This is a genomic window from Silvibacterium bohemicum (genome assembly GCF_001006305.1).
Lineage (GTDB): Bacteria > Acidobacteriota > Terriglobia > Terriglobales > Acidobacteriaceae > Silvibacterium > Silvibacterium bohemicum.
This window is the reverse complement of the sequence record NZ_LBHJ01000008.1, coordinates 103,497-129,154: the sequence shown is the minus strand read 5'-3', so window position 1 is coordinate 129,154 and position 25,658 is coordinate 103,497. Positions and strand designations below refer to the sequence as shown.

The window sequence follows — 25,658 nt, the reverse complement described above, 5'->3', positions numbered from 1 at the left end:
CAGTTCCGGTACTGCTCATCTTTGTTTCAGTCACCCGACGCGCACAATGACAGGTCTTCGGTTTTACTCGGCGTGAAGATGGGAAGCTGCATCGAGCGGGGATTTCTGCAGCTTTTCTCCAGCCGATAGACTTCGTTCCACAGTGCGGCGACCCGTTGTGATTCCTCCGCACTCGGCGGCAGGTTGTAATACGACACCTCGGAATGCAGGGCATTGCGAAGCGCAAGATAAAATTTGTCGGTGTAGGCGGCGCGAAACATCACCGTCAGATCCTCGCTATCGACCCAGTTCTGCTTGGCTCCGAGTTGATCCTGCACCTTCTGATAGAAACCGGTGCCCGGCAGCGGATAAGAGACGGAGACACCGATATCGTCAGGACGGCAGCTGCGGACCAGAGCGATGGTTTCCTCGATCTCTTCAAGCTGTTCGCCGGGATAACCGAACTGCAGGAAGAACGAAGCGCGGATGCCGTGCGAGCGCAGAAGTTCGCGAACGCCACGGACGATGCTCACCTTCAGCCCCTTGTCCATGGCGTCGAGGATGCTCTGCGAGCCCGACTCGACGCCCATCCAGATCTCTTCACATCCGGCACGCCGCAACGCATCCACAGTCTCTTCCGACATGAGATCGGCGCGGCTCTGAATCTTGAACGGAATGGCGGCATCGAGCGCTTCCACGGCCTCGGCAAATTCCAGTATCCAGTGCCGGTCGAGCGCAAATACATCGTCCGCGAACCACAGATGCTCGACGCCGTATTCGTTCTTCAGCAGATACATTTCCGTCGCCACCGACTTGGCGGAACGGAGCACGAACTTATTGCCGTAAATCGGCTTTGCGCACCAGTTGCAGCGAAACGGGCAACCGCGGCTCGCGACGATATTGGTGGAAGCGCGGCCGTGATGAATACGCCAGATTGTGGCATAGCGATCCATGTCGACCAGACTCCGCAACGGAAGCGGATAGAGATCAAGCTGCTTGGATGGAGTGCGAGCGCCAGTCGAAGTGAAGGCGCCGTCAGTGCTGCGCAGGTAGGTAAGACCGGGAATCTTCCAGTTCGCATGCTGGCCATCGTGAAGGTATGCGCCCAGCAACTCAACGATGGTCTGCTCGCACTCGCCCAGCATGACGGCGAGAAATCCCTGGTCGAGATAGGTCTGCGTGTGATCGCTCGAATCCGAGCCGTGAACGATCGTGGGAATTCCGCGCAGCGCTGCATGTCGCCGCATGTCGAAGCTCACTTCCCTCATGCGGGAGAGGCACATCTTGGAGAGGAAGTTGAAGCTGTCCTCGCAGATCACCACGATCTTGGGCTGATATTTTTCCAGTGCATGATCGAAGTCGTTATCGGGATCCTCGATCATGGTGTCGAACAGAGCGACGGAAAATCCGGCTTCGCGGGCCAGCGCAGCCGCATAGAGCGTTCCGAGCGGAGGATAGGGCTGCTGCTTCTGCGCCTGCTTGCGGTCGTAGGCAAGATGGTACGAGTGGGTGAACAGGACGTCGACAGAAGTTTGCTTGTCGGGAACGGTTGCCATTAGCAAGCCTCCTTGAGCTTGGCCGGTAGCGGTGCTCCGGTAATGAGGGAGCGGCGGGAAACAACCCGGTCGGTCGCACGCGCCAGCCAGATCTCCCACGGAAAGAAGAAGACTCGCGACTTCATGCGCTGCTTCATCGGCGCGCGAAGGATCGTATTCAATACTTTGCCTGCGAACCGGTTGTGCTGCATCGTGACGCGGATATTGTTGTTGACCATGAAGTAGTCGAGCATGCGCTCCAGCCGTCTCAGCTCGGCGCCTTTGAGCCAGGGAAGTACATTTTTGCCGAGAGGAAGCCCGGCCCATTCTTCCAATGACTCCGGCTCTTTCACTCCCATTTCTTTCAGCTGCGGCCAGATGGGAATACCTGGGTAGGGCGTGAAAATGTTCGGCGAGAAGCTGACGTTGCGATGCTTCTGCGCGATCTCGTTCATGGTCTGCAGAGTTTCGATACGATCCTGCTCCGTCTCGCCGGGGTAGCCGAAGATGAGGTTGAAGCTCACGCGGATTCCGCCGAGTTCGGCCTTGCGCGCGGTTTCATATAACTCGTTCAGACGCTGATGACGCTTGTTCATCAGCTTCAAAACCGACTCCGAGGTCGTTTCTGTCCCGAAGCCCATGAAGGTGACGCCGCTCGCTCCCATGATCCGCACCTCTTCGTCGGTCATGCGCGAAAGGAAATCGGTCGATGCCTGGAAGGTCCACGAAAAACGAACGCCCGACTCATAGATGCCGCGCGCAATCGCGACCGCACGTTTCACATCCACGGGAAAGTTTGAATCGAGCAACGCGACTTCTTCGATGCGATAGCGAGTGACCAGGTCGACGAGCTCGGCAACCACATGCTCAGCGGAATAAGCATTGAAGCGGCGGTGATAGAAAACAGTATCGGTGCAATAGTTGCACGCATAAGGGCAACCGACGCTGGTGGCGTAGGTGAGCTTCCTCTTTCCGCATGCGCGTTCGTAGGCGTCATGGTCGGCAAGATGAAAGGCCGGCGCGGGCAGGTCTCTCAGGTGAGTGACGCTGCGCTCAGGGTTATGAATGAACTTTCCATCCCGCTGGTAGCTGACTCCATCGACTCCGTCAAGATCCTCGTTCGCCTGGTAGCGCTGCACCATCTCCAGAAAAGTCCAATCACCGGGACCTCGAACCACGGCATCGACGAATTCGTTGCGCAGAGTCGATTCACTGGAGAGAGTCGGATGCCATCCTCCGAAGACGACGGGCAGCTGCGGATGCGCGGCCTTGACCTTACGCGAGACTCGCAGCGCCGCGTTGATGGTTGGCCCGGTCAACACCGAAACACCCATGCAGATCGCGTCTGAACACTCACGTACCGCACGTGCGTCGGCATCGGCGTCAATGGCCGCATCGATCAGCACGACTTCGAATCCGTTGTCGAGGAGCGGAGCGGCGAGCGCCAGCATGCAAAGGGGCGGGCCAAGCGGCGGGCCATCGTACGCCGGATAAAACAGCACAACTTTCTTCTTCCCGGACGAACTTCCGCTGAGACGCTTTCTGGGGGCCGGCGATATTTGCGTGATGAGCGATGAGTCAGGCATCGGATGCTCCATGGGTGTGCAATTATTGTTTTCCCATTGCCACGCTAGGGCGGTGTCAGCCTAATGTCACTCCTTTGTCATTTCGGCCAGGAGGCTGAAAAAGCAGCGGATTTCAGCGATAGCCTTTGTGCATACGAGGCTGACGAAAGTGTTGTCAGTCGCGATAATCGCGGATGGATACCTTGAGAATTTTCACGCAGCCGGCCATGTTCGCAGGACGCACAATTCTCTTTCGCACGAATGCGACGGAGATGGTGCGCCGTATTCGCGAGTACTTTCCTGCGATCGAAGCCGGAAGCAGTTCAGACATCGCGGCAGAGATAAGCTTGACCGCTGACGACCAGCCGAATTCACAGCTGGAGGATGCTCCATGGTTTCGCGGCCGCGGCTACTTCGCCTTTGCACGATTCACCAGGAGCGATCGCTTCTGGTTCAACCTGCGTACCCGTTCGGTGCTGGGACACTTCCCCCGCGCGCTTGCCGACGATCGCCAGCGCTGGCATAAAGACATCTTTCCTGCGTTGATGGGAGTTCTGGCCGCTGCGATCGATGTCGTTCCGGTGCATGCCGCATGCCTGGTGCGCGATGGCCGCGGAGTTTTGCTCAACGGGCGATCGGGCGCGGGCAAGTCGACACTCACGATCACGCTCGCCAAGCGAGGCTATTCGCTGCTCAGCGATGAATGGACGTACCTGTCAGACAACGGCGCGATCGAGGCTTCGGGACTACCCACGCTGGTTAAGCTGCTTCCCGATGCGGTGCGGTTCTTTCCCGAGCTCTCGGAGTATCGGCAGGCAGAGTCGCTGAATGGCGAGATTGCGTACGAAGTGGATCCGGAGAGATGCTTTGGCGTGCAGAGGGCCTTCAAGTGCAATGTCGACTGTGTTGTCCTGCTCGACCGCGCAAAGGATCCCGGCTGCACAATCACGCCGGTCTGCGGATCCCAGGCCGCCGCACAGCTGATCGGCGAGTTAGAACCGCTCGAGCCTCCTCTCGATACTTACTTCGAACGCCAGACCGCGATTGTAAGCCGGCTGAAAACAACACCGACTTTGCGGCTTTCGTTCAACGATCATCCGACGACGGTTGCGCAGCTGCTGGATCATACGCTTTCAAATCGAGGTTACCGATGAATACTTCAAACGACCGGGATGCTTCTTCCACTGATCTCATGCATCGACGGGTTCGCCTTGCGGAATGCGGACGCTTCTCGTGGTCCGGCGCCTTGGTCGCTCTTTCTACAAATTCGGCATCGGTCTTGCGCGCGGCCGAACATGCGGGATTTACGAAGCAGGAATCAGTCGACGACCAGGCTTATCGCTGGGAGATTACCGCTGAGTCATCGGTCGACGATGCCGCCGGTGACTGCACCTGCCAAGTATTTCGCGATGCACGCTCGATCTACGTGAGTGTGGGACATACGCAGTGGTTTGCCTTCGACCGGGCGACTGGAGACGGCGCGGGCTTTGTGACCATAGGCAAACACCCCACCCACACGGACGCCAACCTGACGCTCTACTTCCGCGCCTTGGTAGACGCCTTGGGAACCTTGGTGGACAGCGGACAACGCGAGGGCTTAATGACATGAGCAAGTCGATTTCCTTTCGATCCGCCGTGGTAGCAGCTCTGGCTGCGAGCCGGCTTACTCCCTGCGAAAACATCGAAGGCCGCGTTTGGGATGAGAATCTGCGCTGGCTCGATCGCAGCGGACTCGCGTTGCCGCTCGCCTCTCTGTTGCAAACACAAACCGCAGACACGGAGAACTATCGCGGCATTCCTCTTCCTGTTCAGCAAGCGCTCAGAGAACGGCTGACCGATAACGCGGAACGTATGCGAGTCATGCTGGGCCAATTCGGTGAGGCCTGTTCCGCGCTCGCGTCTTCGGGAACCCACTACGGCTGCGTGAAAGGCTTCAGCCTGTTTCCCGAATGCTTCGCGGATATCCGCGAACGACACCAGGTGGATATCGATTTTCTTATCGACCCACGGGATGCGAAGAAGGCGCAGCGGGCTATCGAGTCGCTGGGCTATCGCACGCAGTACAGCTCCGACTCCGGTGAGCTGCGCTTCACACAGCCGTGGAATCGTCACATGGGAGTGAACGCGTACCTCTATCAGATCCCGGGACCGCCCGCCATCGAAGTGCACACGCGAGCGTGGGAGTCGGAAGACGGCATCGTCGATTTTCCGTCTCTGCCCAGCTTTCTCGATGCGGTCGAGCCGCACCAGGTCGATGGCGTGGAGTTCTCGCGTCTTCTTCCCGCCTATCAGTTCGTCTATCTGCTGCTCCATATCTTTCGTCATCTTCTCGGCTCGTGGAGCCGTCTGCTTTCTCTGTACGAAGTTTTTTTATTTATCCAAAACCGGCGGCAGGATTCCGCATTCTGGGCACAGGTGAATGGCATTCTCAATGCGGATCGAAATCTCGCCGCTGCTGCCGCCCTGGTGCTGTCTTTGGTGGAGCGTTTTTTTCCAACGGAGCTTCCGACTTCCGTCATTGAACTGGGGCCGGCAACGCTTTCGCCCCAAAGCCAATTGTGGGTCGAGAACTATGCCCAGGAGTGGCTATTCGCCAACCCACCGGGCACAAAACTTTCGCTGCTGTTACAGCGGCAATTTTTCCCTGACCGGCAGACCTGGCGACGCTATCTTCTGCGGCGGCTGATACCGGCACGCAAGGCTCATGCGCTAAGCGATCACGCAGGCACGAAGATGAAGCGTTCCTTCTCTTACAGCGCGGAAAATCTCGGATACCAGTTAAGCCGCATCTGGTATCACGTGGCATCCGATTTTCGTTACCTTACGGCACGTCTTCAATGGGCTGGTCTCGCGGAATCGCCGTGTGGTTCCATCGCATGCCGTTCGGATGAGAGCAAGGCATGACGACCCAATCCACAGTTCTGCCTGCGCAGACCCGGTCGAAGGTCGGCGGGACGGCGCAGACGTTTTTCGAAATCATCGCCGCCGCCGGACTGGCGACTCTGCTGCTGTGGAAGGGCATTTATCGCGGCTGGATGTCGATCAACTCTGACTTCTCGCAATACTACGTCGTCGCGCGACTGATCCGCGAACGCTTCAATCTTAGCCGCATTTACGACTGGATCTGGCTGCAACGCGTAGCGGATCATTTCGGAGTCGAACATCAGCTGGTGGGATTTCTCGGGCTCACTCCCTTTTCCGCGCTTCCGCTGCTTCCCTTCTCCTATTTCCCTGTCCTGCAGGCAAAACATCTGTGGCTCGTCTTCAACGTTGTGTTGTTGATTGCCACGCTTCAGCTGCTGGGAAAGTTCACCGGCCTGTCGATTCGCCGCACCTGGATCATCGCGCTCTGCGCCGTCTTTCCTCTACGCAACAGTTTTCTGCTGGGACAGATGCACCTGCTTGTTTTCGCTCTTCTCGCGGTTGCGTATGTGAGTCACATGCGGCGGAAGCAGGTTTTGAGCGGGGTTTGCATTGCCATTGCCGGCGCGCTCAAGGTTTATCCGATCTTCTTTTGCCTTTATTTCCTCCTCAAGAGGCGTTGGAAATCGCTGAACGCCGCGCTGCTATGTTTCGCTCTTTGCATCGGCATATCGTTTCTGGTGGTCGGGCACACTGCGATGACCGATTACCTGGTGCAGCAACTGCCGCGAACACTGCAGGGCGAAAGCACCAATCCCTTTCTGCAGACGGGAACTTCGTCGACTGCTCTCTTTCATCGGCTTTTCTTATTCGAACCGGAGCTGAACCCTCATCCGCTCCATTACTCGCCGCTGCTGTATGCGGTTCTTTATCCGCTGTGGCAGGCTGTTCTTGCGGCGATGGCGCTGGTCTTTCTGCGTCTGGGCTTTCAAAGCGACGATCGGGAGACGCTGGACTGGAGCCTTTATCTCACGCTGCTCCTGTTGGTGTCGTCGAACCCCGCTACTTATCATTTCGTCGTTCTTATCGGCGCAGCAGCGCCAACCGTAGCCGCGCTTTGCAATCGCGGGAAATCACGTGCGGCCATCATGTTCTTGACGCTGTACGTGGCTTTCTGCAATGTGGGCAATCTTTCCGATGGAGGTCACGGTCCAACATTTCTCACGCCGCTGCACTTCCTCAAGCTATGGATCGGCATAGCTCTGGTTGCCTTCTATTGCGCCCAGTTGATGTCGAGCGATGTCGCTACCCAGAACGATCAACGGAGCGATCGTAAGAAGCCGCCGGTTCCGACCTATCTGGCCCGCGCCACTCCGGTGATCGTCGCGCTCTGGCTCGTCACTTTCTATTCCGCGCACAAGCACCTCGACCGCGTGCCGACGAGCAGCATGGCCAATCGGGTTGTTGCGGACTCCGCATTTTTGCGCAGCGCGCCGAAGGCCGCGTCAGGAAGCATCCTCTATGTGGCCATGCGCAGCAATGGGTACGAGATTCTCCGCGATGGTTCGCCCCTCGCTCTTCGCCAAAATGACGCCACCCTCTCAAATGACGAGCTGAGCTTTGCTGCCAGCTCTGACGGCAGAGATATCTGGGTGGAAGAAACATCGGTCGAAGGATCGCGGCTGGCGCGAACAAGCTCGGCCAATCCTGCTGCAGGCTCCTGCACGGTCGAAGACGCGGAGGATGGTGCTCTGTCGGCGGACGGCGCGACACTGGCTTTTCTCCGCGAGAAGAGAGGACAAGGAAGCCTGTGGATCTTTGCGACGCGTTCGTGCGACGGGGCCACGGCGACACCAGGCAAGCCGCAGCGGTTGACGCCCGCCGAATGGGATGTGCGCACGCTCTCCGCTGCGCCTGGAGGCGGCTGGCTCTTGAGTGCGGTCACGCCGCAGACGCATGGCCGCGAAAGCCTCTTCCAGATATCAGCTGATGGATCGCCGCGCTTGCTTGCACAGGAGAGCTCCGATTTCGATTCACCCGCAGTTTCTCCCGACGGATCGCGCCTTATCCTGCGACGGATGATTGCGGGCAGATGGCAACTCGTGGTCTTCGAACCGGCATCCGGCAAAAACCGCCAGCTCACCTTCAGTGACTGCAACGCCTGTACACCCACCTGGAAAGATGAAGAGACGCTGCTCTACGCTACCGACTGCGAACGAGGCATGGGAATGACCGGGTTGGCCGAGATGCACTTCCATGGCGACGGCGAATAGCGGACCGGGCAGCCTCAGTAGTTGCTCGACTGTCTCAGATAAGGCTCGCCGAATTTGTTGCTGTGCGGCGTAACCGCAGCTTCGTCGACAGTTACGGTTCCCAGGTTGACACTTCCGGCCGATACCACCACGCGGCGTTCCAGGTCGGACAGAGATATCTCCGAGCTGCCCATAGCCCATACGTGCATTTCATAAACACCTGGCGCAACGTCATGAATGGTGAGCGCTCCGGTTGCCGATGACGAAGCATAGTAGGGAGTAGGAACGGCGACGACGACTGCACTCATGTCGGGATGGATGTTGCAGAAGATATAGGAGACACCCTGTCGATTGAAATGCACCGACTTAGTAGTGCCGCTTTCATACAGGCCGAGATCGAAACGCTTGCCATTGAATTGCGAAAAAACATTGTGAAAAAACGGATCGAGGTTCGGAAACTCAACCACGCTTCCAACCTGCACCACCAAAAGATGAGGAACGAACTCTTTGTTCTTCTGTGCGAGCTGTAAGCGTCCCTTAGGAGGGGCGGTATCCGCTCCGGCAGTGGCGGCATTCACTGGAGTCAACCAGATGACGACGCCTTCGTCGGAGAAATGCATCGACTTTTTTACCGCGTCGGAGGATCTCACGTGGACCTGCGCCGTAATTTCGGCTCCGAGAGCAAACGACGGCAGCGCAAAAGCAATTGCTGCCGTAACGCAACATAACCAGGGGGATATTTTTTTTAAGTCACGCATCAGAAAATGTAGCCCATCGTCAAAGTGAAAGTTTGAGCAGAGTCATAGGGACCGGCGGAGTACCATGACCGCAGATTCCGGTATTCACCGGAGAAGAGCAAGTAAGTTTTGGGCCGAAAGACGATATTCGACCCGACTGCCCGGTTTCTTGTTAGATAGAGGTACGGCGTAGGGGTTGTCGTGGCGAGATCAGCCGAATTGCGGACCTGGCTCGAGTTGGCGTTGTCGACGCCCCAAAATGCATTCAGCTCGGTGAGGTTATTGAGCCGCAGCTTAAGCTGCGACCATCCGCCGATCGCGTCAAGGCCGTACGCGTAATTCTCATCCGAATCGATCACCACATCCTTAAAGGCTCCGCCTCCGAGGTCGCCGATTCCGCGCCCGCGGTAGAACTCTCCTGAAAGTGTCAGGATGGGCGCCAAAGGAAGCTTCCAATCGGCGCCGGTATTCCAAAAATCGAGGTCCCGGGTTTCGGGGTTCATCGCTGCGGTATAGGAATACCGCTGCTTCGTGTAATACCCGTTGACACCTAGCTCGTAGGGATGGTCGGTATTTCCCCATTCGTAGGCGGCTCGTGCCTCATAGCCGGGCTGCAGGCTGGTTCTTTGTATGCCGTAGGTTTGCTGGTTGATGTAGTTCCAGGTCGTAGGGTCGATCAGCCCGAAGGCAACCGCAACGTGGGATTGTCCCGAAACCGGCATCCGGTGCTCGATCTTGATCTGCGGCAGCCACGTCCAGAGATTGCCCGCCCAGGCCAGGGATGGCTCTCCGACAGTGGCATACGACGTGGGCGACAAGGGAGTGATCAAGGGCGTCTCCAGTCCGGCTGAGACATTGGTGCTATGCCAGTCTAGATTCATGTCGGCGGTACGCAGGCGCAGGTTTGTGCCATTGTTTTGGGTCACTGTCGTGTAATTGGGCTGGCCGAAGAAGTCCGCTGTGCCTTCCGCAGAGGTTTGCGCCCCCCACACTTCAGGACCGTTGGCGAAGAAACCAAACTGGGTCTGCTGAATGCTGGCGCCGATCGAGTGGTGAACATACCCGCCATTTCTGGGCAGGGCGATTATTGGCAGAGTCGGGTTATCGACCGCGCCGTCAACGACGAATGAGTTGAAAAGCACCATCCCGGAGAGGGTGAGCGAGTATTTCGAAGCCGTCTCCACCTTGGCCTGGTTGAGGGTCTTTACCTCGGATTTCAGCATTTCCTGGTTGTCGCGGAGTTCATCGACGGCGTCATTCAGCTTCTCAGCAGTTTCGTCCGCATTCTTGCCGGAGCCGATCTGGGCACGCAGATCCGAGACCTGATGCTGAAGATTTTCCACCTGCCGGTGGGAGTCGTCGAGCTCCTTTTGCATCTTCTGCATGGCGGCGAGGATATCGGCGAGAGTGGGTTGCGCCGGTTGGGCGGCGGCCGGCATTCCCGGCCCACTGACCTCCTGGGCGCGGAGGGGAGCGGCAGCCCCGCTCACAGTAAAGACGGTCAGGCCCATCCAACAGAGCCCTCTTCCCGTAAGGGTCGCTATCGTCCGCGAGATGAACTTCATGGATAGACTGGCTCCTGGCACGAACGGGATCTCTTTTTATTGTATGAGGTTTACGTGAAAATGATTATTATGGCGTGGCAACAGGGATCGTGAAAAAGCTCTCGCTTCGGAAGTCCCCTCCGATCGCATCCAGGGTTGCTGACAGGATTGCAAAATCGTTGGTATCCCTATGAGAACACACGATTCGCGGAAATGCTGCGCCGGTTGGAATGAAAACGCCGGATTGCCGATAAATCCCAAATCATGAGCCTGGCTGGTTACATTCGAGCCGCCGGCGTTGGGGCGCTGCTGGCGCTTGCAGCAGGCGCGGAGTCGCGGGCTCAACGGTACTCTTTTCGGCAATACGGCTCCCAAGATGGTCTCGGCAATCTCTCCACCACCTGCCTGCTTCAAGACCAGACCGGCTATATCTGGGTGGGCACCGACAACGGACTTTTCCGCTATGACGGGAATCGATTCCGGGCTTTCAGTCACGCCGACGGTCTGCCCAATTCTGAAATTCTAGGCATGGCTGAATCGCCGCGGGGCGTTCTCTGGGTAGCAACCCAGGGCGGAATCGTGCGCAGCGAGGGCCATCAATTCAAGGTCGTGGACGGAACCAAAAAGGAAGCATTCCAAGCGGTCGCCTTCGATGGGTCGGGGAATGTCTATCTCGAACACAATGCCGGGATTATCCGCGGGCTGGCCGATGGTGCTGGATGGTACCGCTTCAGCGATGTGGCCAACGGGCTGATGAGCGCGCTGTACGTGAGCGGCGACGATGTCTGGTTCGCGAGAGATGGAGACATCTGGCATTTAAGAGGGCAGAAGGCAGATAAGATAGGCTCTCCTGCCGGACTTCCCAACGATCAGTGGACCGCGATCGCCAAAGACAGCCAGGGCAATTTGTGGGTGCGGAGTGCAACCCACCTTTACGAGCGTCCCTCTACGCAGGCGCGCTTTGTCGACCGGTCTGAGGGAATAACCCACGCCACACGTCCCCGGCTTTTCGCCGACACGCACGGACGCCTCTACGTCTCCAGCGATTCGGGAGTCGTCATCTTCCGGGGCGGCGCCAAAACCTTTATCGATCCCGAGCACGGACTTCCCTCGGATACGGTAGCCCCGATTCTGATGGACCGCGGAGATTCCCTCTGGATGGGCATGTTTGGCGGCGGCCTGGTTCGCCGTCTGGGTCACGGCGAATGGATGAGTTGGCAGAAGGCAGACGGCCTGCTGCATAACAGCGTCTGGTCGGTGCATCACGACCGCGCGGGGCGGCTGTGGGTCGGAACCAGCGGGGGTCTCAGCATCTTTGGCGCAAACGGGAAGCTGGAACACTCCTGGAGCTCCCACAATGGATTGGCCGGCGACTGGGTGAGGGCGATTACGGAGGGGCCGGCTGGAGATTTCTTTGTCGGAACCTTTCCCGGCGGAATCAGCCGCTTCAGTAAAGATGGAATGCTGCTAAAGACCTATCGAAGCGCGGCCGGGCAAAAGATCGATCAGGTGATTGCGATGGCAGTCGACCAGCAGCACCGGTTGTGGGTTGCGGGGCTGGCGGCAGGCTGTTTGCGCAGCCGGAAACCTCTCAATGGCTCCTCCGATCTGGAGTTCGAGAGAATCGATATCCCCGGTCTTCCGCCGCAGACAGTCTTTCGCGATGTGCTCGCCGACGAGGACGGCAGGGTGTGGATCACCACCTCGCAAGGCGTCGCCCGCTTCGACGGCAGCAGTTGGAGGATCTTCACCACCGCCGACGGTCTCAGATCGAACGATCTGAGCGCCATCGCCGAGGGTCACGGATCACTCTGGCTGGGCTATCGCGATGCTCTCGGTATCGCCCGGCTCGAATTGCACGGTGATCGCATCGCAGTGTCGCGTTTTACCCAGCAGGACGGCCTCTCGTCCGACCTGATTTACGCGCTCGCGCTCGATCCGGCCGGAAGGCTCTGGGCCAGCACCGATAACGGCATCGATGTGTTCGATCAAAATCAATGGCGGCACTACGGAAGAGAGGACGGGCTGATCTGGGATGACGGCAACGACCTCGCCCTGTCCGTCGATCATGACGGCAGCATCTGGTTCGGCACCTCCGGAGGACTCTCGCGTCTGTCGCCGTCGCTTGTGAAGAAGACCGCCTCCGCCCCACCCGTGGTACTGACAGCGATTGAAGGGACTTCGCGCGAGTTCCAGGCCGGCGACCGGCTGGTCTTGCCGCACGCGCAGGATTCTCTCCTCATCCGCTTCAGCGGGCTGGACTACTCCTCGGAGACGAGGATGCGGTTTCGCTATCGGCTGCTGGGTTACAAGACCTCCTGGAGCGAGACCAGCGAAAAAAGCGTCCACTTCGAAGGACTGCCCGGAGGCCACTACGTCTTCGAGGTCATCGCATGCGGACCAAGCGGCGAATGGAGCCCGGTCGCGGCCCGATTCGCTTTCTCGATCAGCCCTCCGTGGTGGCAGTCATGGTGGTTTCTGACCGCTTGCATGTTCACGGTTCTCTTCCTGGCGCGTGTAGTGTGGCAGTTCCGGGTGCGCGGACTAATGAAGCAGAAGGAGTTGTTGAAGAAGCAAGTAGCCGATCAGACGGCCGAGCTGATCGAGAGCCATCGCCAGCTGGAAGAGCTCGCGTACTGCGATGTGCTGACTTCCCTGCCAAATCGGCGGATGTTTACGGAACAGTTTCGTTCTCGCGCGGCAACGGCCTATCGCTATGACAAGCCTTTCGCACTGCTGCTGGTCGACCTCGATCACTTCAAGGGAATCAACGATACCTTCGGGCACGATGCGGGAGACGCGGTCCTGTTCGAAGTTGCGGCCCGGCTGCGCGTTGCGGTGCGCGAGTCGGATTGCGTGGCTCGCCTGGGAGGCGACGAATTCGCGATCCTGCTGACGAGCGCATACGACCCGGTTTCCGTAGAAAGAATCTGCCATCGCATCATAGAAGGCCTTTCGGCCGGCGTCGCTTTTAAAGATGAACACCTCAGCACAGGATGCAGCATCGGCGTCGCCGTCTTCCCGCACCACAGCGATACGCAGGAAGGCCTCTATAAATCCGCCGACCTCGCGCTGTACGCGGCGAAGCGGACCCGCCGCAACAGCTTCTGCTGGTATTGCCCGGAGATCGCCGAACCGGAGATCGCCGACCAGGCATCGCCCGAGTTCGCGCCTGCCGCAGAAAATTAGGGGCGGCATAGGATACCCGGCTAAAAGCCGAGCCCTGCCCCATGCAAAATCCCTTCTGCAATCGGTTCTGGAGAATCGCGCAGCGATGAAACTCCCTCTCACTCACTTCTTCTCAGGTTGAAACTGAACCCTATCTCACACGCTTCCTCGATATGAACAGATGATGAAGACGGGTATCGCTCCTGCGGTTTCACAATGGAGTCATTGAACAGTGATAAAAATATTGCGTAATTCGCATTTTTTTAGCGGGTCAAACGGCACACCGGCATGGGCTTGAAACACTTGACACCGATGATGCTGCGAATTGACTACGCCGCGTCTCGAAGAACATAACGCTCAAAGTTTCATACGCCGGCAAGCCCGTCGTTCACCTTTTCGCCCTGACCAACTTCCATCAACGCGTATTCGCGTTGATGCTTCAACTCGTCCGATTAGGTGAACTCTTGCCTAGCCTGGTAAGGCTTATGCCTGCCGGGATTTTATGATTCCTGAACAAGTTCTCCGGAGATGATTTTAGTGATCACGAATAGGCCTGCTTTCCTGCGCCTCGCTGCTCTGTCCCTCGCCGCTTTCTCCTTCTCGACTCTTCCCTTCGCCGATGGACAAACGGCCGCGGACGATTCCGTACACATCAATCAAATTCAAGTGATCGGCTCTCACAACAGCTATCACGCGGGCATTGCGCCAAGCGAAGTGAAGCTGATGCAGGAGAAAAATCCCCGGCTCTATCAAGGCCTCGAATACCGTCACCAGCCGTTGGATCAGCAATTCGACGCGGGTGTGCGCCAGATCGAGCTCGACGTCTACGCCGATAGCCAGGGAGGCCGCTTTGCCGACCCACTGGGGCCGAAAGGTGTTGCACAGGCCGGACTTCCCGCCGATCCGCCTTTCGATCCGAACGGTGTCATGAAGAAGCCGGGCTTCAAGGTCATGCATGTGCAGGATTTCGACTACCGCAGCACCTGCCAGCCCTTCACCGCATGCCTGGAGGTGGTGCGCACCTGGTCGCACGCTCATCCCAACCATGTGCCCGTCTATATATTGGTCGAGACCAAGCAGTCCGATCTGCCTCCGCAGTATCACGCCGCGACGGCCGAGAAGTTCACGGCGGCAACCTTCGATGCCCTCGATGCCGAAATCCGCTCCGTCTTTCCAGCGAACGAACTGATTACTCCGGATGATGTCCGCGGCAACCATGCCACATTGGAAGAAGCGATCCTCAATAACGGATGGCCCACGCTCGATGCGGCGCGCGGCAAGGTGGTCTTCCTCATGGATCAGCGGCCGGTGGGGCCTGTTTATCTCGAAGGGCATCCTTCGTTGCGCGGCCGTGTGATCTTCACCAATGCCAAGCCGGGCGAGCCGGATGCCGCGTTCATCGAAGAAAATGATGGCTCAAAGGAAGAGATCGCAGCACTAGTTCGCAAGGGATATCTGATCCGCACGCGCACCGACTCCGACACCAAGGAAGCGCGCACCAACAGCACCACGCAGCGTGACTCCGCAATCGCCAGTGGTGCTCAGCTTCTCAGCACCGACTATCCGGCATCCGAGCCGGCCTCGTGGACAGGATATTCCGTCAGCCTGCCCGATGGAGTCGTCGCCCGGTGCAACCCGGTCAACGCTCCGGCATCCTGCAAGAACGCTTCACTGGTAAAGTAGGGCTTCTCTTAGCAACGCAAGGAAAATGCACGAATCGAAGATTCGCCGCGAGGGGGAACATTCGATTCGTGCATCCTGCGTTTAGGACAAACGTTGAATACCTAAGCGAGAGATAGTCCGCATTTACAAACTCTGGCATATCTTCAGTGCGAGACGCCGGTGACCTCTTTGCGCCCGTCGAGTTTGTCATCTGGAACGATGACGGCGACCCACGGCGTATCGGCAGAGACGATATGAGCGTGCCACACTACTTCGCCTGATGTCTGAGTACTGAGATTGACTGCCTGCTGTTCGGCTTCCTTGAATGCGAGGTTGTCTGCGCGAATGGAGAGCCGATGCTGTCCAACACCGCGAGTCGAAACCCGCAGCGTAACATCGCCGGGATCTTCTGCCTGCGTGGTGACAGTAAAGTCGAGAGCCTTATCGTGCCTTAGTTCGAGATCATAAGTTTTGCCGGAAATTGCGGTTAGCGTGGTGTGCGTTGTGCCATGCTGCACCGTGTAGTTTCCTTGCGGCAGAAGAATGCGAAAGGCTCCATCAGACGCAGTCACGGATTTGCTAAAGCCCGTGTGTGAGTTCCGAACGACGACGGGATCATGATTGCCCTTATCCGTCATGCCCCGCACCACCGCAGAACCGTTGAGGTCGCGCATGAGCCATATCCATTCGCCCACCGGCTGCGTCCAAACTTCTTTATAGGTCCAGCAGATTTGCGTGGGCCAATAAGGTGCGTCGCTATTTCCCCTGGTCTCGACGCCGACCGGAAGCGCGCCCACCAACTGGCCCGAACGAACGCTGTAGAGCGGAGTCCAGTCGTAGCCTTCGCCGTACATGATGCTCGCCGAAAACGGATTGCGCCCCGTCAACCACTGCGCCTGCTTTTGCGCCAGATCATCCGCATCAAGATTGTTGCGTATCTGCGCGGCTGCGGACAAGGCCTTGGTTTCGGAAAGCAGCACGCTGGAGTTGCCGCGGAAGTTGAACCAGACCGGAAATCTGCGCAGATAATAATCTCCGCCCAAGTGGAGTCCGGTATGCACTTGCTCGAGATAAGAATTGCGATCGGAGGCGCGAAGCGGCCTCCACTCTTCGGAATTGGGAAGCAGACGCACTTCGCTCTCGCTGTAAATTCCGGCGGGGAGAACATCGTAGGGCGCATCAAGCCTCGCTACCGCCTGCTGATAATACTGGGAGTGCAGAACGATGGCCGAGTACCACTTGATCCAGCTTGGATTATCTGGAAACGCTCTGCACAGTTCCGAGAGAGCGATCAGCGGCTGCTCTTCCTGTCCGATATGAAAGCGGTGAAAGAGATTCTTGCGCTCAGGGCTGGTGTAAAAATACCCGGTAATTGGAACAGACCACGGCTGCAGCTTGCGCTCCTGCGATTGCAGGATGAGGTTTCCTAGAAGCATCGCTTCATCCGCGTATTGCTGCTCGCCGGTGGCGCGAAACAGACCTACGGAAGCAATCGCACCGAAGGAGATGCGCTCCAGCTCATCTTGAGCTCCGTAAACCTCAGGCTTGGGCGCTGCTTTTTTCAGTCCTTCGACTGCATACTTCCAATCATCCTTCGCCGTCGCCAGGCTGCGGTTGGCAAGCTCCGGGTCACTGTCCTTCAAGACACGCGCGGCCAGAGACTCAACTGCGGCCACGCGGAAGTTCCACTCGGGATCGTTCACAGCTTGCCCGAAGCGATCGTCGGCATCGCCCATGATGCCATTCGTCCAATAACTGATGAGCTGACCGGTGGTGCGATAGCCGTCTCCAAAGCTGGTTTTGAGAATCCACGCCAGACCCCACTTCGCCTCTTCCGTTAGTCGGTTCCGAAGCGCGGGATCTTCCTGCTGTTGCTGCAATCGGTCGACATAAGAGAACAGCGCATACGTCATGCCCGTGACGTTTCCGGTTGCCGTCAGATCGCCTGCGTCGTGATAACCGCCGTTGACGACGATGCGCTTGTCGCCGTGGATGCTGTAGTCGTCCTGGTGGCAGATGCCATGAATGCCGGGGATGACCGTTCCGCAGCGCTCGCTATACATAAAATTAAGCGCCTTCCAGGTGCTGTCGCTCCACGCGTCATCGCCGATGCGGAAGGGACGAGTAAGTTTGCTTCCAGCGCGGATGCGATAGGTTCCAGGATGCCGTAATTCCGAAAAATCGAGCACCTGATACTTACCCAGGCTGGCCGTCTTTTCTTCGACGGGCCTGGTGAGAATCACCTTCCCTGTGTGTTCATCAATGACGGAGAATTCGCGCGCAGTGAGATCGCTGGCAATCGCTGACTTCGAGGCGCCGACGGTATAGCCGCTGTGACTGAAGGCGATCTTGCCTGCAGCTACGTCCCAGCCTTCGACGTGATCGGGATCTACAGTCTGCAGCTCGAGCTGATCGATGTATAAGGTCGTGTGATCCCCGGGGTCGGGGAACATCTTCGGCAGGCTGTAGGCAAAATCGATGGCCGTGACTTTGTCGCGATCGAGCGGCGCAATCTCCCACACCAGATGGGTCCACGCGTGGTTGTTCAGAAGAAGAGATTCGTTGCGGCCCTCGTTGTATTGGTCGGGCAAAATATGCGCGCCTTCGTTATGGAGCGTAAGTGATGCGGCGAGAGCGGGAGCTCCGGCGACGTCGGCATAGACCCACAGCGAGATGCGATTGTATTTTCTCCAATCTTCAGACGGAAACTTCCGCGTCGCGATCAGATCTTCCCATTCGCCGCCTCCATCGACACGAGCAACGCTGAAGGTTGAACGGATTCTCAAGGAGTGCTGGCCGTCTTTTTTGTATTCGTCAGAGAGCGCCATATCTCCCTCGCCCTTAAAAGACCAAGTGGAAATATCTTCCATGTTGTCGAGCACACGCGAATCGAGCACCTTCTTATTCAGCCAGCGATATTCTGCACCGTCTTCGAGTTTGGCCTGCATGGGCTGTCTCGGGCTGCCATCCTCTGCGGAAAGGCGCTGGCAGACGCCGCCCAGCAACACGCCGAAAGCCAGCAAACCAGATAGACCTGCTTGCCGCGGATTGATTTTTCTGCGAAGGAGCCCTCGATTCATTCTCTTCCCCTTGGTTCGTGCACTGAGTCGGTTGATCAAAAATCTATCTTAGTTGGTCACTTAAGGATGGCCACTTAGGACAACTAGGATTTAACAATAAAATGCCTGCCGGAAAGTTAATGCCGGCAGGCAAGGAGGAAAAACGAGAAACCACTAGAAGGACAGGTGCGCGTTCAACTGCATGGTGCGTCCACCGACTGTCACCTGGGAGATGCTGGTGCCGGTCCCGGAGAAGGTCGTGACGCCTTGACCATTGGGCGCGCTGTCAGGGATGAGCGCCTGATTCGGCGGTCCGAAGCTGGGATGGTTAAAGGCATTCGTGCTATCTGCGCGAATCTGAAGCTGAATTCCCTCGCGCACGGTGAAGGTCTTTCCGAGCGACAGATTGACAACCTTCAGCGCTGGACCGATCAGGCTGTTTCTCTTCATATCGCCGAAGGTGCCGTTCGCGGGCAGAGCGAAGGCGGATGGATCGTACCAGTTCTGAATGGTGCGATGCGCGGGAGTTGGATTGCCGATGACATTGGGATACCAGTTTCCGGCCTGCGAGAAAGAGTTATTACTGCTTCCGATATAAGGCGTGAATGGATTGCCCGAGGAAAAGATCATCGTTGAAGAGAGCTGCCATCCGCCAACGGCTTCATCCAGCAAACGGTTGTTGTTGAGGAACATCTTGCCCTTGCCGACAGGAAGCTGATAGACAATGTTGCCCTTCAGTGCGTTGCGGGAATCGAAGTTCGACGAGCCATAGTTTGCAGACGGGTTGAACGAGTTCTGATAGATCTGCGTGCCGGCAATACCGCCTTCCGACGACGAATCCTGATCGTCGAGGAAGTGAGACCAGACGTAGTTGAAGTTGAAGCTCAGCCCCGAGGTCAGGCGCTTGGTGATGGAGGTCTGCAGCGAGTTGTAGTTAGAGATAGCGTTGTTGGTGCTGCCCGAAATGCTTTGATAAATCGGATAGGGGCGCGAGTTCGGGCTGTCGTTCGGACCGAGCAGATTTTGCGGAACCTGATTGATGTCGACCGGGAAGCTGAGATTGAATCCGTGGCTGGCCACATAGGCCATCTCGACAACCATGTTCGTTCCCACGGTGTGTTGGATGGCGAAATTCCACTGGTAAATCTTGGGAACTGGTGTGTGGAACTGGTTGTATGTCACACCCTGGCCATTGAGCGCAGTGGGATCGGTGGTAGGGCCGATGTACGGAAGGTTCGTCCCCTTTGAGGAGAGTATGACGACAGGCGAGATGCCGTTCGTCTGATCGGTCGCGTTGCCTTGCGTGATGAAGGAGTTTCCAAGGCCGGCGCCGTAGGTGTTGGTGCTCCAGTTGTAAGAGAAGATGCCGAAGCCGCCGCGAATGGTGGTCATCGGATCGGGCGAGTAGTTGAAGCCGACGCGCGGCATCACCGTGGTGTAGACATCGGCCTGCAGCGCCTTGCGTCCGTGCGCCCCAGTTGCGGCATACCAGATGGCGCCGTCGGTTCCTGTCGCGGCGTTGGGTACTTCGGGATCGAAGGCCGCGATGTTGTTCTTGACTTCGTTCCAGCCGCGCTGAATTTCATAGCGCAAGCCAAGGTTGACGGTGAGGTTGGGACGCAGCTTGATGTCATCCTGAACGAACAGCTGCGGCGTCTTGAGGCGAGCTCCGTACTCCGGCTGTACGCTCGCGTTCCACGAGTTCACCTGCCCGAGCAGGTAGTCGGCGTAAGCCAGGCCGGTGGTCGAGTCACCCACTGTCGATTGCGTGTATCCGCCGCTGAAGGTGAAGGTGCCGCCGTTGAATTCACTGCCGTTCACCTGATTGGCCTGCCACATCATAAATTCGCCACCGAAGTGCAGGATGTGTTTGCCGCGGATCATGGTCACGACATCGGACGGATCGTAGACGAACTCTTTCTGGAAGACCTGGAATCCGGAGTTCAGTCCGAAGCAGCAGCTGCCGGAATAGTTCAGGTTCGGAAAGATGTTCGCCTTGGCGAACTGCCATCCGATCTGTTGGGGAATGTTCTGGTTAAGCGATTCAGGGATGTAGTAGTTCAGCTCCGAAGTAAAGCCCATGCGCGCTTCGTTGATGGTCGTGGGGTTGATGTTCCATACATCGGAGATTTGCGCGGCATTGCTGTCGACGTCGCCTTTCACGCAATCCATCGGGCAATAGGCGAGCCCGATACCATCGTTGGTGGTCGGGTTGTCACGCTGCGTGTCGGTGATGGTCAGGCGGTTGTTCGGAGTGACGTCGTAATCGAGGCGTCCGAAATACTTGGTGTAAGGCAGCGTGACCGGCGCGAAGTAATAAAAGTTGGAGTTGGGCACGCCCTGGGTGAAGCTGGATGGCGTGGCATTCGGCAACGGGAAGTAGGCGTTCAAAGCCTTCGCCACCGGGTCCAACAGGTTCGCAGGAATTTTGTTGCCGTAGCCTTCCTGCTCAAATGACTGGCGCGTCACGACAGGACCGTTGGGCGTCTGCGTCACTACCTGCGAGGTCGGGTCGTAGATGGTGGGCAGGCCGGTGAAGTCTCCGTTGCGCATGGCCTGCGTCGGCACGGTCAAGAATCCAGAATAGGCAGTGTTGTTATTGGTCTTGTCGAAGTTGAAATAGAAAAACATCTTCTTCTTGAGGATGGGTCCGCCGATCGATCCGCCGAAGTTGTTATAGCGGATGGGCGTGACTGGCACCGCGGTTCCGAAGCCGTAGTTCGCGGCGTTCAGGGCGTCGTTCTGAAAGTACTCATACGCCGCTCCGTGGAACTGATTGGTGCCGCCCTTGCTGATCTGGTTGAAGATGATGCCGCCAATTCCGTACTGTGCGGAGAAACCAGAGGTGATGACCTGCAGCTCGGAGACCGTCTCGAAGATGGAGACGTCAGCATTGCCGCTGCTCGGCAGTGTGGTCACCGCTCCGTCAGCGAGGATAGCGCTGTAAGGGAGATTTCCGTTGGCCGAGATGAACTGCTGCGGGTCGTTACTGCCCTGCCAGCCGTTCGCGAGCGATGTGCCTTGCGTATTGCCCTGGGCTCCGGGAAGCAGGATCGAAAAGGTCTCCCAATCGGTGCCCACATTGGGCAGCTGCGACATGGACTTCGAGTCGAGAGTGGTCGACTGCTCGCTGGTCTCGGTGTTGAGCAGGGGAATGTCGTTGGTGTTGACCACGACCTGCTGAGTGGTCGAGCCCACACTTAGCTGGGCGTTCACTGTGGTCGTTCCTACTTGCAGGGTGAGGGGACCGCGGACGATCTGTCCAAAGCCTTCCTTGGTGTAGGTGAGCTTGTAATTTCCCGCAACGATGGATGAGGTGTCGAAGAGCCCGTCATTGTCGGTGACGTAGTCTTTGGCCACGCCGGTATCGACATTGAGGACCGTGACCTTCACGCCGGGGATCAGCGCGCCGGACGAATCGGTGACGGTGCCCCGGATATCGCCGGAATTGGTGCTCTGGGCATGAGCAGTTCCGGTGAAGCACATCGCTGTACAAAGAAGTGCGCTTACGCCGACGGCCTTAAAGAATTTCAGTTTGCTCATAGTCGATTACCTCTGGGAACGATCAAGCCATTCTGTAGTTTCTGATCCGGATAAGCCGTGGTGGGGGACGTGCATAGCCGGAGTCTTCGCTTACGTGCCCGGTTCCGGACACTGCCGGATTGCACCAGGCGATCACGTTGCGTGGAATGATTTAAAGCGCTCGAAACTTACTTTGTCAACATTAGTAATAAACTTTTTAGTCTGCCCCTAAATTTCCTTATCGGGGACATAAGCGGATCGAGGACTCCTCGTTTGAGATCGAAAGTGTGCTTACTTTGATTCTGGATGCGGACTGGGAACACAAATCGGGGATGGCACAGGCAGACTGCAGGTCCTTCGACTCGCTCAGAATAACAAGGTTTGAGAGGGAGCCGGGATATCGACGTCGAAGGATGAAGGGGCAGGAAAACAACGGCTGGACCGGACGCGCTCGTGCCGCGCGTACTCATGCGAAATTTTCTGTGGAGCTCGCACGCCTGCACCACGCCATTCCCTGCTTCACGTATCCGAATTTTTGTTAGCAAACCCCCTTCCCAACTTCGCATCGTACAAGTGGGCAGGCAAGTCAGGAATGTAAGCCTGGAAATATTCGCCCGGAACGCCCCTTTCGGGGTCGATGTTCTTCGCAAGTTCTGAACACACCTCAAGAATTACCGAGAGCGCGGCCACGCGCACAAACTCTCTTATCCCAAGCGAAAGGAACATGACATGAAACTGTTTTCAGCCAATATCGAAGACCTCCGCAGCCTGTATATCGCAAACCTCAAGAAGGCTCTCGACATGGAGCAGAAGATCACCAAGGCGCTCCCCGACCTGATCGAGAAGTCCAGCGATTCGACGCTCGCTGCTGCCTTTTCCAACCATCTCGAAGAGACTCGCGGTCACGTCACGAGGGTGGAAGCCCTGCTGCACAAACATATCGGAGAAAGCGAGACGGAGACCTGCAAAGTCATCAACGGCCTTACGACGGAAGCTTCCGACACCATTAAAGACGTCACGGACCCCGCGGTGCGCGATATCGCGCTGGTGGGTGCCGCGCAACAGGTCGAGCATCATGAGATTGCCGTTTATGGCACGCTGCGCAGCTGGGCCCGCCTGCTCGGCCTCAATGACGATGCGGCAATCCTGAAGAGCATCGAGGCTGAAGAAGTGAAGGCCGATCAGACGCTCACCCAGATTTCGGAGCGGGTGAACTACGAAGCCGCCGCATAAACAGCGGGCATCGAAACACAAAGGCGGAGCCGGAAACGGCTCCGCCTTTTTCGCTGCTACTCAATGTTTAGCGGCTGCCGCCCGAAACGCGTGCAAGGTTTTGTTCGTGGCCTGTCTGCTGGCCGCTCTGATCGAGAAGGCCCTTCGCCGCAATCAGGCTAATATCGTGCGGAACTGCACGGAAGTCCGATCGCGATTCGCGCTGATCCTTGGTGACGTTCTTGAAGAGCAGCACTTTGCCTTGAATGTGGACCTCGACCAGGTCAGTCTTCCAGTGAGTATCGCTTACCTGCTGACGATGAATCTCGAAGGTGCCGTCTTTCTCCACGTGTCCAAGGATGCCGTACCCGAAATCGACCCGCTCCATCACCCGTCCATCCATATCGACCATGCGCTTCAAACGCTGATTCACGGTCACGGTCCCGCCGAGCGCGTGTACCACGCGAGCCTCGTATCCCTGTGGGACGAAAGCCGGATTGGGACGGAAGGAAATCTGCACCCGCTCGCCCTCGCTCGCTCCGTTGTACTCGAAGAGAAAGGCGTTCGGAAGCAGCTCCATCACTTTCTTCAGCCGCTCCTCGTCCTGCTCGTGCTCTTGCTTGGTGCGGGCCATCGCGCCGGGGCGCTGCACCAGATCCTGCAGACGCTGTTCTTCTTTCCGCTGCTCGGTCGGATTCAGAGGCGCGCCGTGATCTTCGAGTACCCGAAAGATCGGACCCTCGGTGGTTTCCACCTGCACGCGGACGATGTCCTGGGGACCCGAGACGCGGATGCTCCGATAGGCCCAGAAGCTATCGGAGGCACGGTCATGCAACTCGTTATAGATGACGTCGGCGACGAGCTGCTGAGCGGGTTGGGAAGGTGTTCCGACCGGCGTCTGCGCCAGCATCGATCCACCGCTGAAAGCCAGAAAACATGGGAGAAAGACTACGAAGGACGCGCGCGAAAGCATGATTCGTATCCACCTCTCAGGCAATATAAAAATTATGATGCAAGGGTGTCAGAGTTTGAATACGGAATCGAGAGAAGGATATTAAATGCACAAGAAAATGTGCATCGCCGCTCCAGAATTGAAGCACAGCTATACATTCAACAATTCCCTTCCTGGTTTTAGACGATCGCATCGGGAATTCAGTGGTTCCGGCGGGGAATTCAGGAGCTTCGATCCTGCGAAGGAATAGCGGGAAAGGAATATTTTCTAGCCATCTCCATGTCTCACAGAACTGCGCGGATCGTTCTCACCACCATTGACAGCGCCGACGCGGCGCAACGCCTGGCCCAGGTCCTTGTCGAGCAACGGCTCGCCGCCTGCGTCAATCTTCTTCCCGGCCTGACCTCGATCTACCGTTGGCAGGGCGCGGTCGAAACCGCCTCTGAAATTCTGCTGCTCATCAAGACTGAGGAGGAGCAGCTGCCTTCGCTGGAGGCCGCTCTGCATGAGCTTCATCCGTATGAGCTTCCCGAATTTCTGGTGCTCTCCATCGAATCCGGGAGCGAACTTTACCTGCGATGGCTGCATGATTCTTTGATGCCTTGAGCTGCGAAGGAGCTGCCACCCTGTTCCGCGTTGCCGCCGCCTGATATTCTTAGACTCTAGGAATTCATGCGCGTTTTGTATGTGGTGTTTGTCTTGAGCGTGGGTGCGTTGGTGTGGGCCGTCATTTCCGTGAGGAGGCACATCCGGAATCACGACCTGCAGCCCGCCGATCCGCTGAAATTAAAGGGATCGAAGACCGAAGAACCGGCTAAAAACGCCGAGTAAATAACTTCCCGGGAGAAGAGAAAGATGGCAGAGATACAAACCGCAGGAACGGTATCCGCCGTATGCTCCCCGTTGCAGCCCACGCTGGCCTCGCACCTGTCGCGCCAGACGGCGTTGGTCATCGGCGCGAGCGCTTTCGTGGCGGTGTGCGCGCACCTCTCCGTCCCGCTGCTGTTTACGCCGGTCCCGCTCACCATGCAGAATTTTGCGGTGCTGGTGGTTGGCATGTTCCTGGCGCCCGCACCGGCCTTTGCCGCACTGGCTCTTTATCTCATTGAAGGCGCATCCGGACTGCCGGTCTTCACTCCACACGGAGGCGCGGGTCTGCTTCATTTGCTCGGACCCAGCGGCGGATTTCTGCTGGCGTATCCTTTTGTTGCTGCCGGCGCGAGCATGCTCAGCCGCCGCATTCGTCCGGCATCATTTACTACCTACGCATTCTCCGCCGCGGCCGCCAGTGTCTTTCTTTATCTATGCGGTGCGGCCTGGTTCACCGTTCTCTCGCATCTCTCTCTGGCCGCCACGCTCAAGATGACCGTGCTGCCGTTTCTTCCCGGAGATGCACTGAAAGTCATTACGGCAGCGGGCATCGTCTCTGCCACAACCAAATTTCGGAGGCGTATCGGCGCATAAAGCCGATCGATCCAGACGATTCCACACTTACTGGACTTCTGTGACGACTGCATATAGGTAAGTTTCCAAAAACGTCGCGGCTTCAGCCGCGCTGGAAGCACAATCAGTCCGAGGGGCAACGGCCCCGGAGAGACGTTGTTACATT

At 57.5% G+C, this 25,658-nt stretch carries 17 protein-coding genes; 10 read left to right on the top strand and 7 right to left on the bottom strand.

Annotated features, from left to right (window positions below; translation table 11 throughout):
* Positions 1–26 precede the first annotated feature (26 nt).
* Positions 27–1,535 (bottom strand): B12-binding domain-containing radical SAM protein, encoded by a 1,509-nt coding sequence (locus XX99_RS15730; protein WP_050060360.1) that lies wholly within the window; start codon positions 1,533–1,535, stop codon positions 27–29.
* Entirely contained in the window at positions 1,535–3,100 is a 1,566-nt protein-coding gene (locus XX99_RS15725; protein ID WP_082125645.1) for a B12-binding domain-containing radical SAM protein, read from the bottom strand. Before XX99_RS15725 ends, XX99_RS15730 begins: the two co-directional genes overlap by 1 nt.
* Positions 3,101–3,282: 182 nt before the next feature.
* Here XX99_RS15725 and XX99_RS15720 point away from each other — a divergent pair, with 182 nt between their 5' ends.
* Genes XX99_RS15720 through XX99_RS15705 form a run of 4 tightly spaced genes read left to right on the top strand, consistent with a single transcriptional unit; the run spans position 3,283 to position 8,214 of the window.
* Positions 3,283–4,233 carry an HPr kinase/phosphorylase gene (locus tag XX99_RS15720; protein WP_156186019.1) on the top strand — a complete coding sequence of 317 codons (951 nt, stop codon included), beginning with the start codon at positions 3,283–3,285 and terminating at the stop codon, positions 4,231–4,233.
* Positions 4,230–4,688: a hypothetical protein gene (locus tag XX99_RS15715; protein ID WP_050060358.1), complete on the top strand. Its 459-nt coding sequence runs from the start codon at positions 4,230–4,232 to the stop codon at positions 4,686–4,688. The genes XX99_RS15720 and XX99_RS15715 overlap by 4 nt, the downstream gene beginning before the upstream one ends.
* Complete coding sequence (locus XX99_RS15710) at positions 4,685–5,983, top strand: nucleotidyltransferase family protein (protein ID WP_050060357.1); 1,299 nt, start codon at positions 4,685–4,687, stop codon at positions 5,981–5,983. The genes XX99_RS15715 and XX99_RS15710 overlap by 4 nt, the downstream gene beginning before the upstream one ends.
* On the top strand, positions 5,980–8,214 hold the full coding sequence (locus XX99_RS15705; protein ID WP_050060356.1) for a glycosyltransferase 87 family protein: 2,235 nt from the start codon (positions 5,980–5,982) through the stop codon (positions 8,212–8,214). The genes XX99_RS15710 and XX99_RS15705 overlap by 4 nt, the downstream gene beginning before the upstream one ends.
* 14 nt (positions 8,215–8,228) lie before the next feature.
* On the opposite strand, the gene XX99_RS15700 is transcribed toward XX99_RS15705, so the two are convergent.
* Together XX99_RS15700 and XX99_RS15695 are read right to left on the bottom strand one after the other, a co-directional pair.
* Complete coding sequence (locus XX99_RS15700) at positions 8,229–8,843, bottom strand: hypothetical protein (protein ID WP_156186018.1); 615 nt, start codon at positions 8,841–8,843, stop codon at positions 8,229–8,231.
* A gap of 107 nt (positions 8,844–8,950) precedes the next feature.
* Positions 8,951–10,441 carry a periplasmic heavy metal sensor gene (locus tag XX99_RS15695; RefSeq protein WP_050060354.1) on the bottom strand — a complete coding sequence of 497 codons (1,491 nt, stop codon included), beginning with the start codon at positions 10,439–10,441 and terminating at the stop codon, positions 8,951–8,953.
* Positions 10,442–10,738: 297 nt separating this feature from the next.
* Between XX99_RS15695 and XX99_RS15690 the strand changes: the two genes are divergently transcribed.
* Positions 10,739–13,663: a ligand-binding sensor domain-containing diguanylate cyclase gene (locus XX99_RS15690; protein WP_050060353.1), complete on the top strand. Its 2,925-nt coding sequence runs from the start codon at positions 10,739–10,741 to the stop codon at positions 13,661–13,663.
* Between the two features lie 516 nt (positions 13,664–14,179).
* On the top strand, positions 14,180–15,325 hold the full coding sequence (locus XX99_RS15685) for a phosphatidylinositol-specific phospholipase C1-like protein (RefSeq protein WP_231581421.1): 1,146 nt from the start codon (positions 14,180–14,182) through the stop codon (positions 15,323–15,325).
* Between the two features lie 143 nt (positions 15,326–15,468).
* Here the strand turns inward: XX99_RS15685 and XX99_RS15680 are convergent, their stop codons facing one another.
* Both XX99_RS15680 and XX99_RS15675 read right to left on the bottom strand, forming a co-directional pair.
* The gene (locus tag XX99_RS15680) at positions 15,469–18,384 is read right to left on the bottom strand and encodes a glycoside hydrolase family 9 protein (protein WP_050060351.1); all 2,916 of its coding nucleotides are present in this window, start codon (positions 18,382–18,384) and stop codon (positions 15,469–15,471) included.
* A 153-nt stretch (positions 18,385–18,537) separates the two neighbouring features.
* Complete coding sequence (locus XX99_RS15675) at positions 18,538–21,906, bottom strand: TonB-dependent receptor (RefSeq protein ID WP_156186017.1); 3,369 nt, start codon at positions 21,904–21,906, stop codon at positions 18,538–18,540.
* Positions 21,907–22,614: 708 nt separating this feature from the next.
* On the opposite strand from XX99_RS15675, the gene XX99_RS15665 reads away from it, so the two are divergent.
* Positions 22,615–23,118 (top strand): YciE/YciF ferroxidase family protein, encoded by a 504-nt coding sequence (locus XX99_RS15665; RefSeq protein ID WP_050060349.1) that lies wholly within the window; start codon positions 22,615–22,617, stop codon positions 23,116–23,118.
* 67 nt (positions 23,119–23,185) lie between these two features.
* Here XX99_RS15665 and XX99_RS15660 read toward each other — a convergent pair whose 3' ends face one another.
* Positions 23,186–24,070, bottom strand: coding sequence for a hypothetical protein (locus tag XX99_RS15660; protein ID WP_050060348.1), 885 nt, complete (start codon positions 24,068–24,070; stop codon positions 23,186–23,188).
* Between the two features lie 258 nt (positions 24,071–24,328).
* On the opposite strand from XX99_RS15660, the gene cutA reads away from it, so the two are divergent.
* The 3 genes from cutA to XX99_RS15650 all read left to right on the top strand — a co-directional run bounded on the left by cutA (position 24,329) and on the right by XX99_RS15650 (position 25,513).
* Positions 24,329–24,655 carry a divalent-cation tolerance protein CutA gene (cutA, locus tag XX99_RS15655; RefSeq protein ID WP_050060347.1) on the top strand — a complete coding sequence of 109 codons (327 nt, stop codon included), beginning with the start codon at positions 24,329–24,331 and terminating at the stop codon, positions 24,653–24,655.
* Between the two features lie 66 nt (positions 24,656–24,721).
* Entirely contained in the window at positions 24,722–24,880 is a 159-nt protein-coding gene (locus XX99_RS27305; RefSeq protein WP_156186016.1) for a hypothetical protein, read from the top strand.
* A 24-nt stretch (positions 24,881–24,904) separates the two neighbouring features.
* Complete coding sequence (locus tag XX99_RS15650; RefSeq protein ID WP_050060346.1) at positions 24,905–25,513, top strand: biotin transporter BioY; 609 nt, start codon at positions 24,905–24,907, stop codon at positions 25,511–25,513.
* The last annotated feature ends 145 nt before the right edge of the window (positions 25,514–25,658 follow it).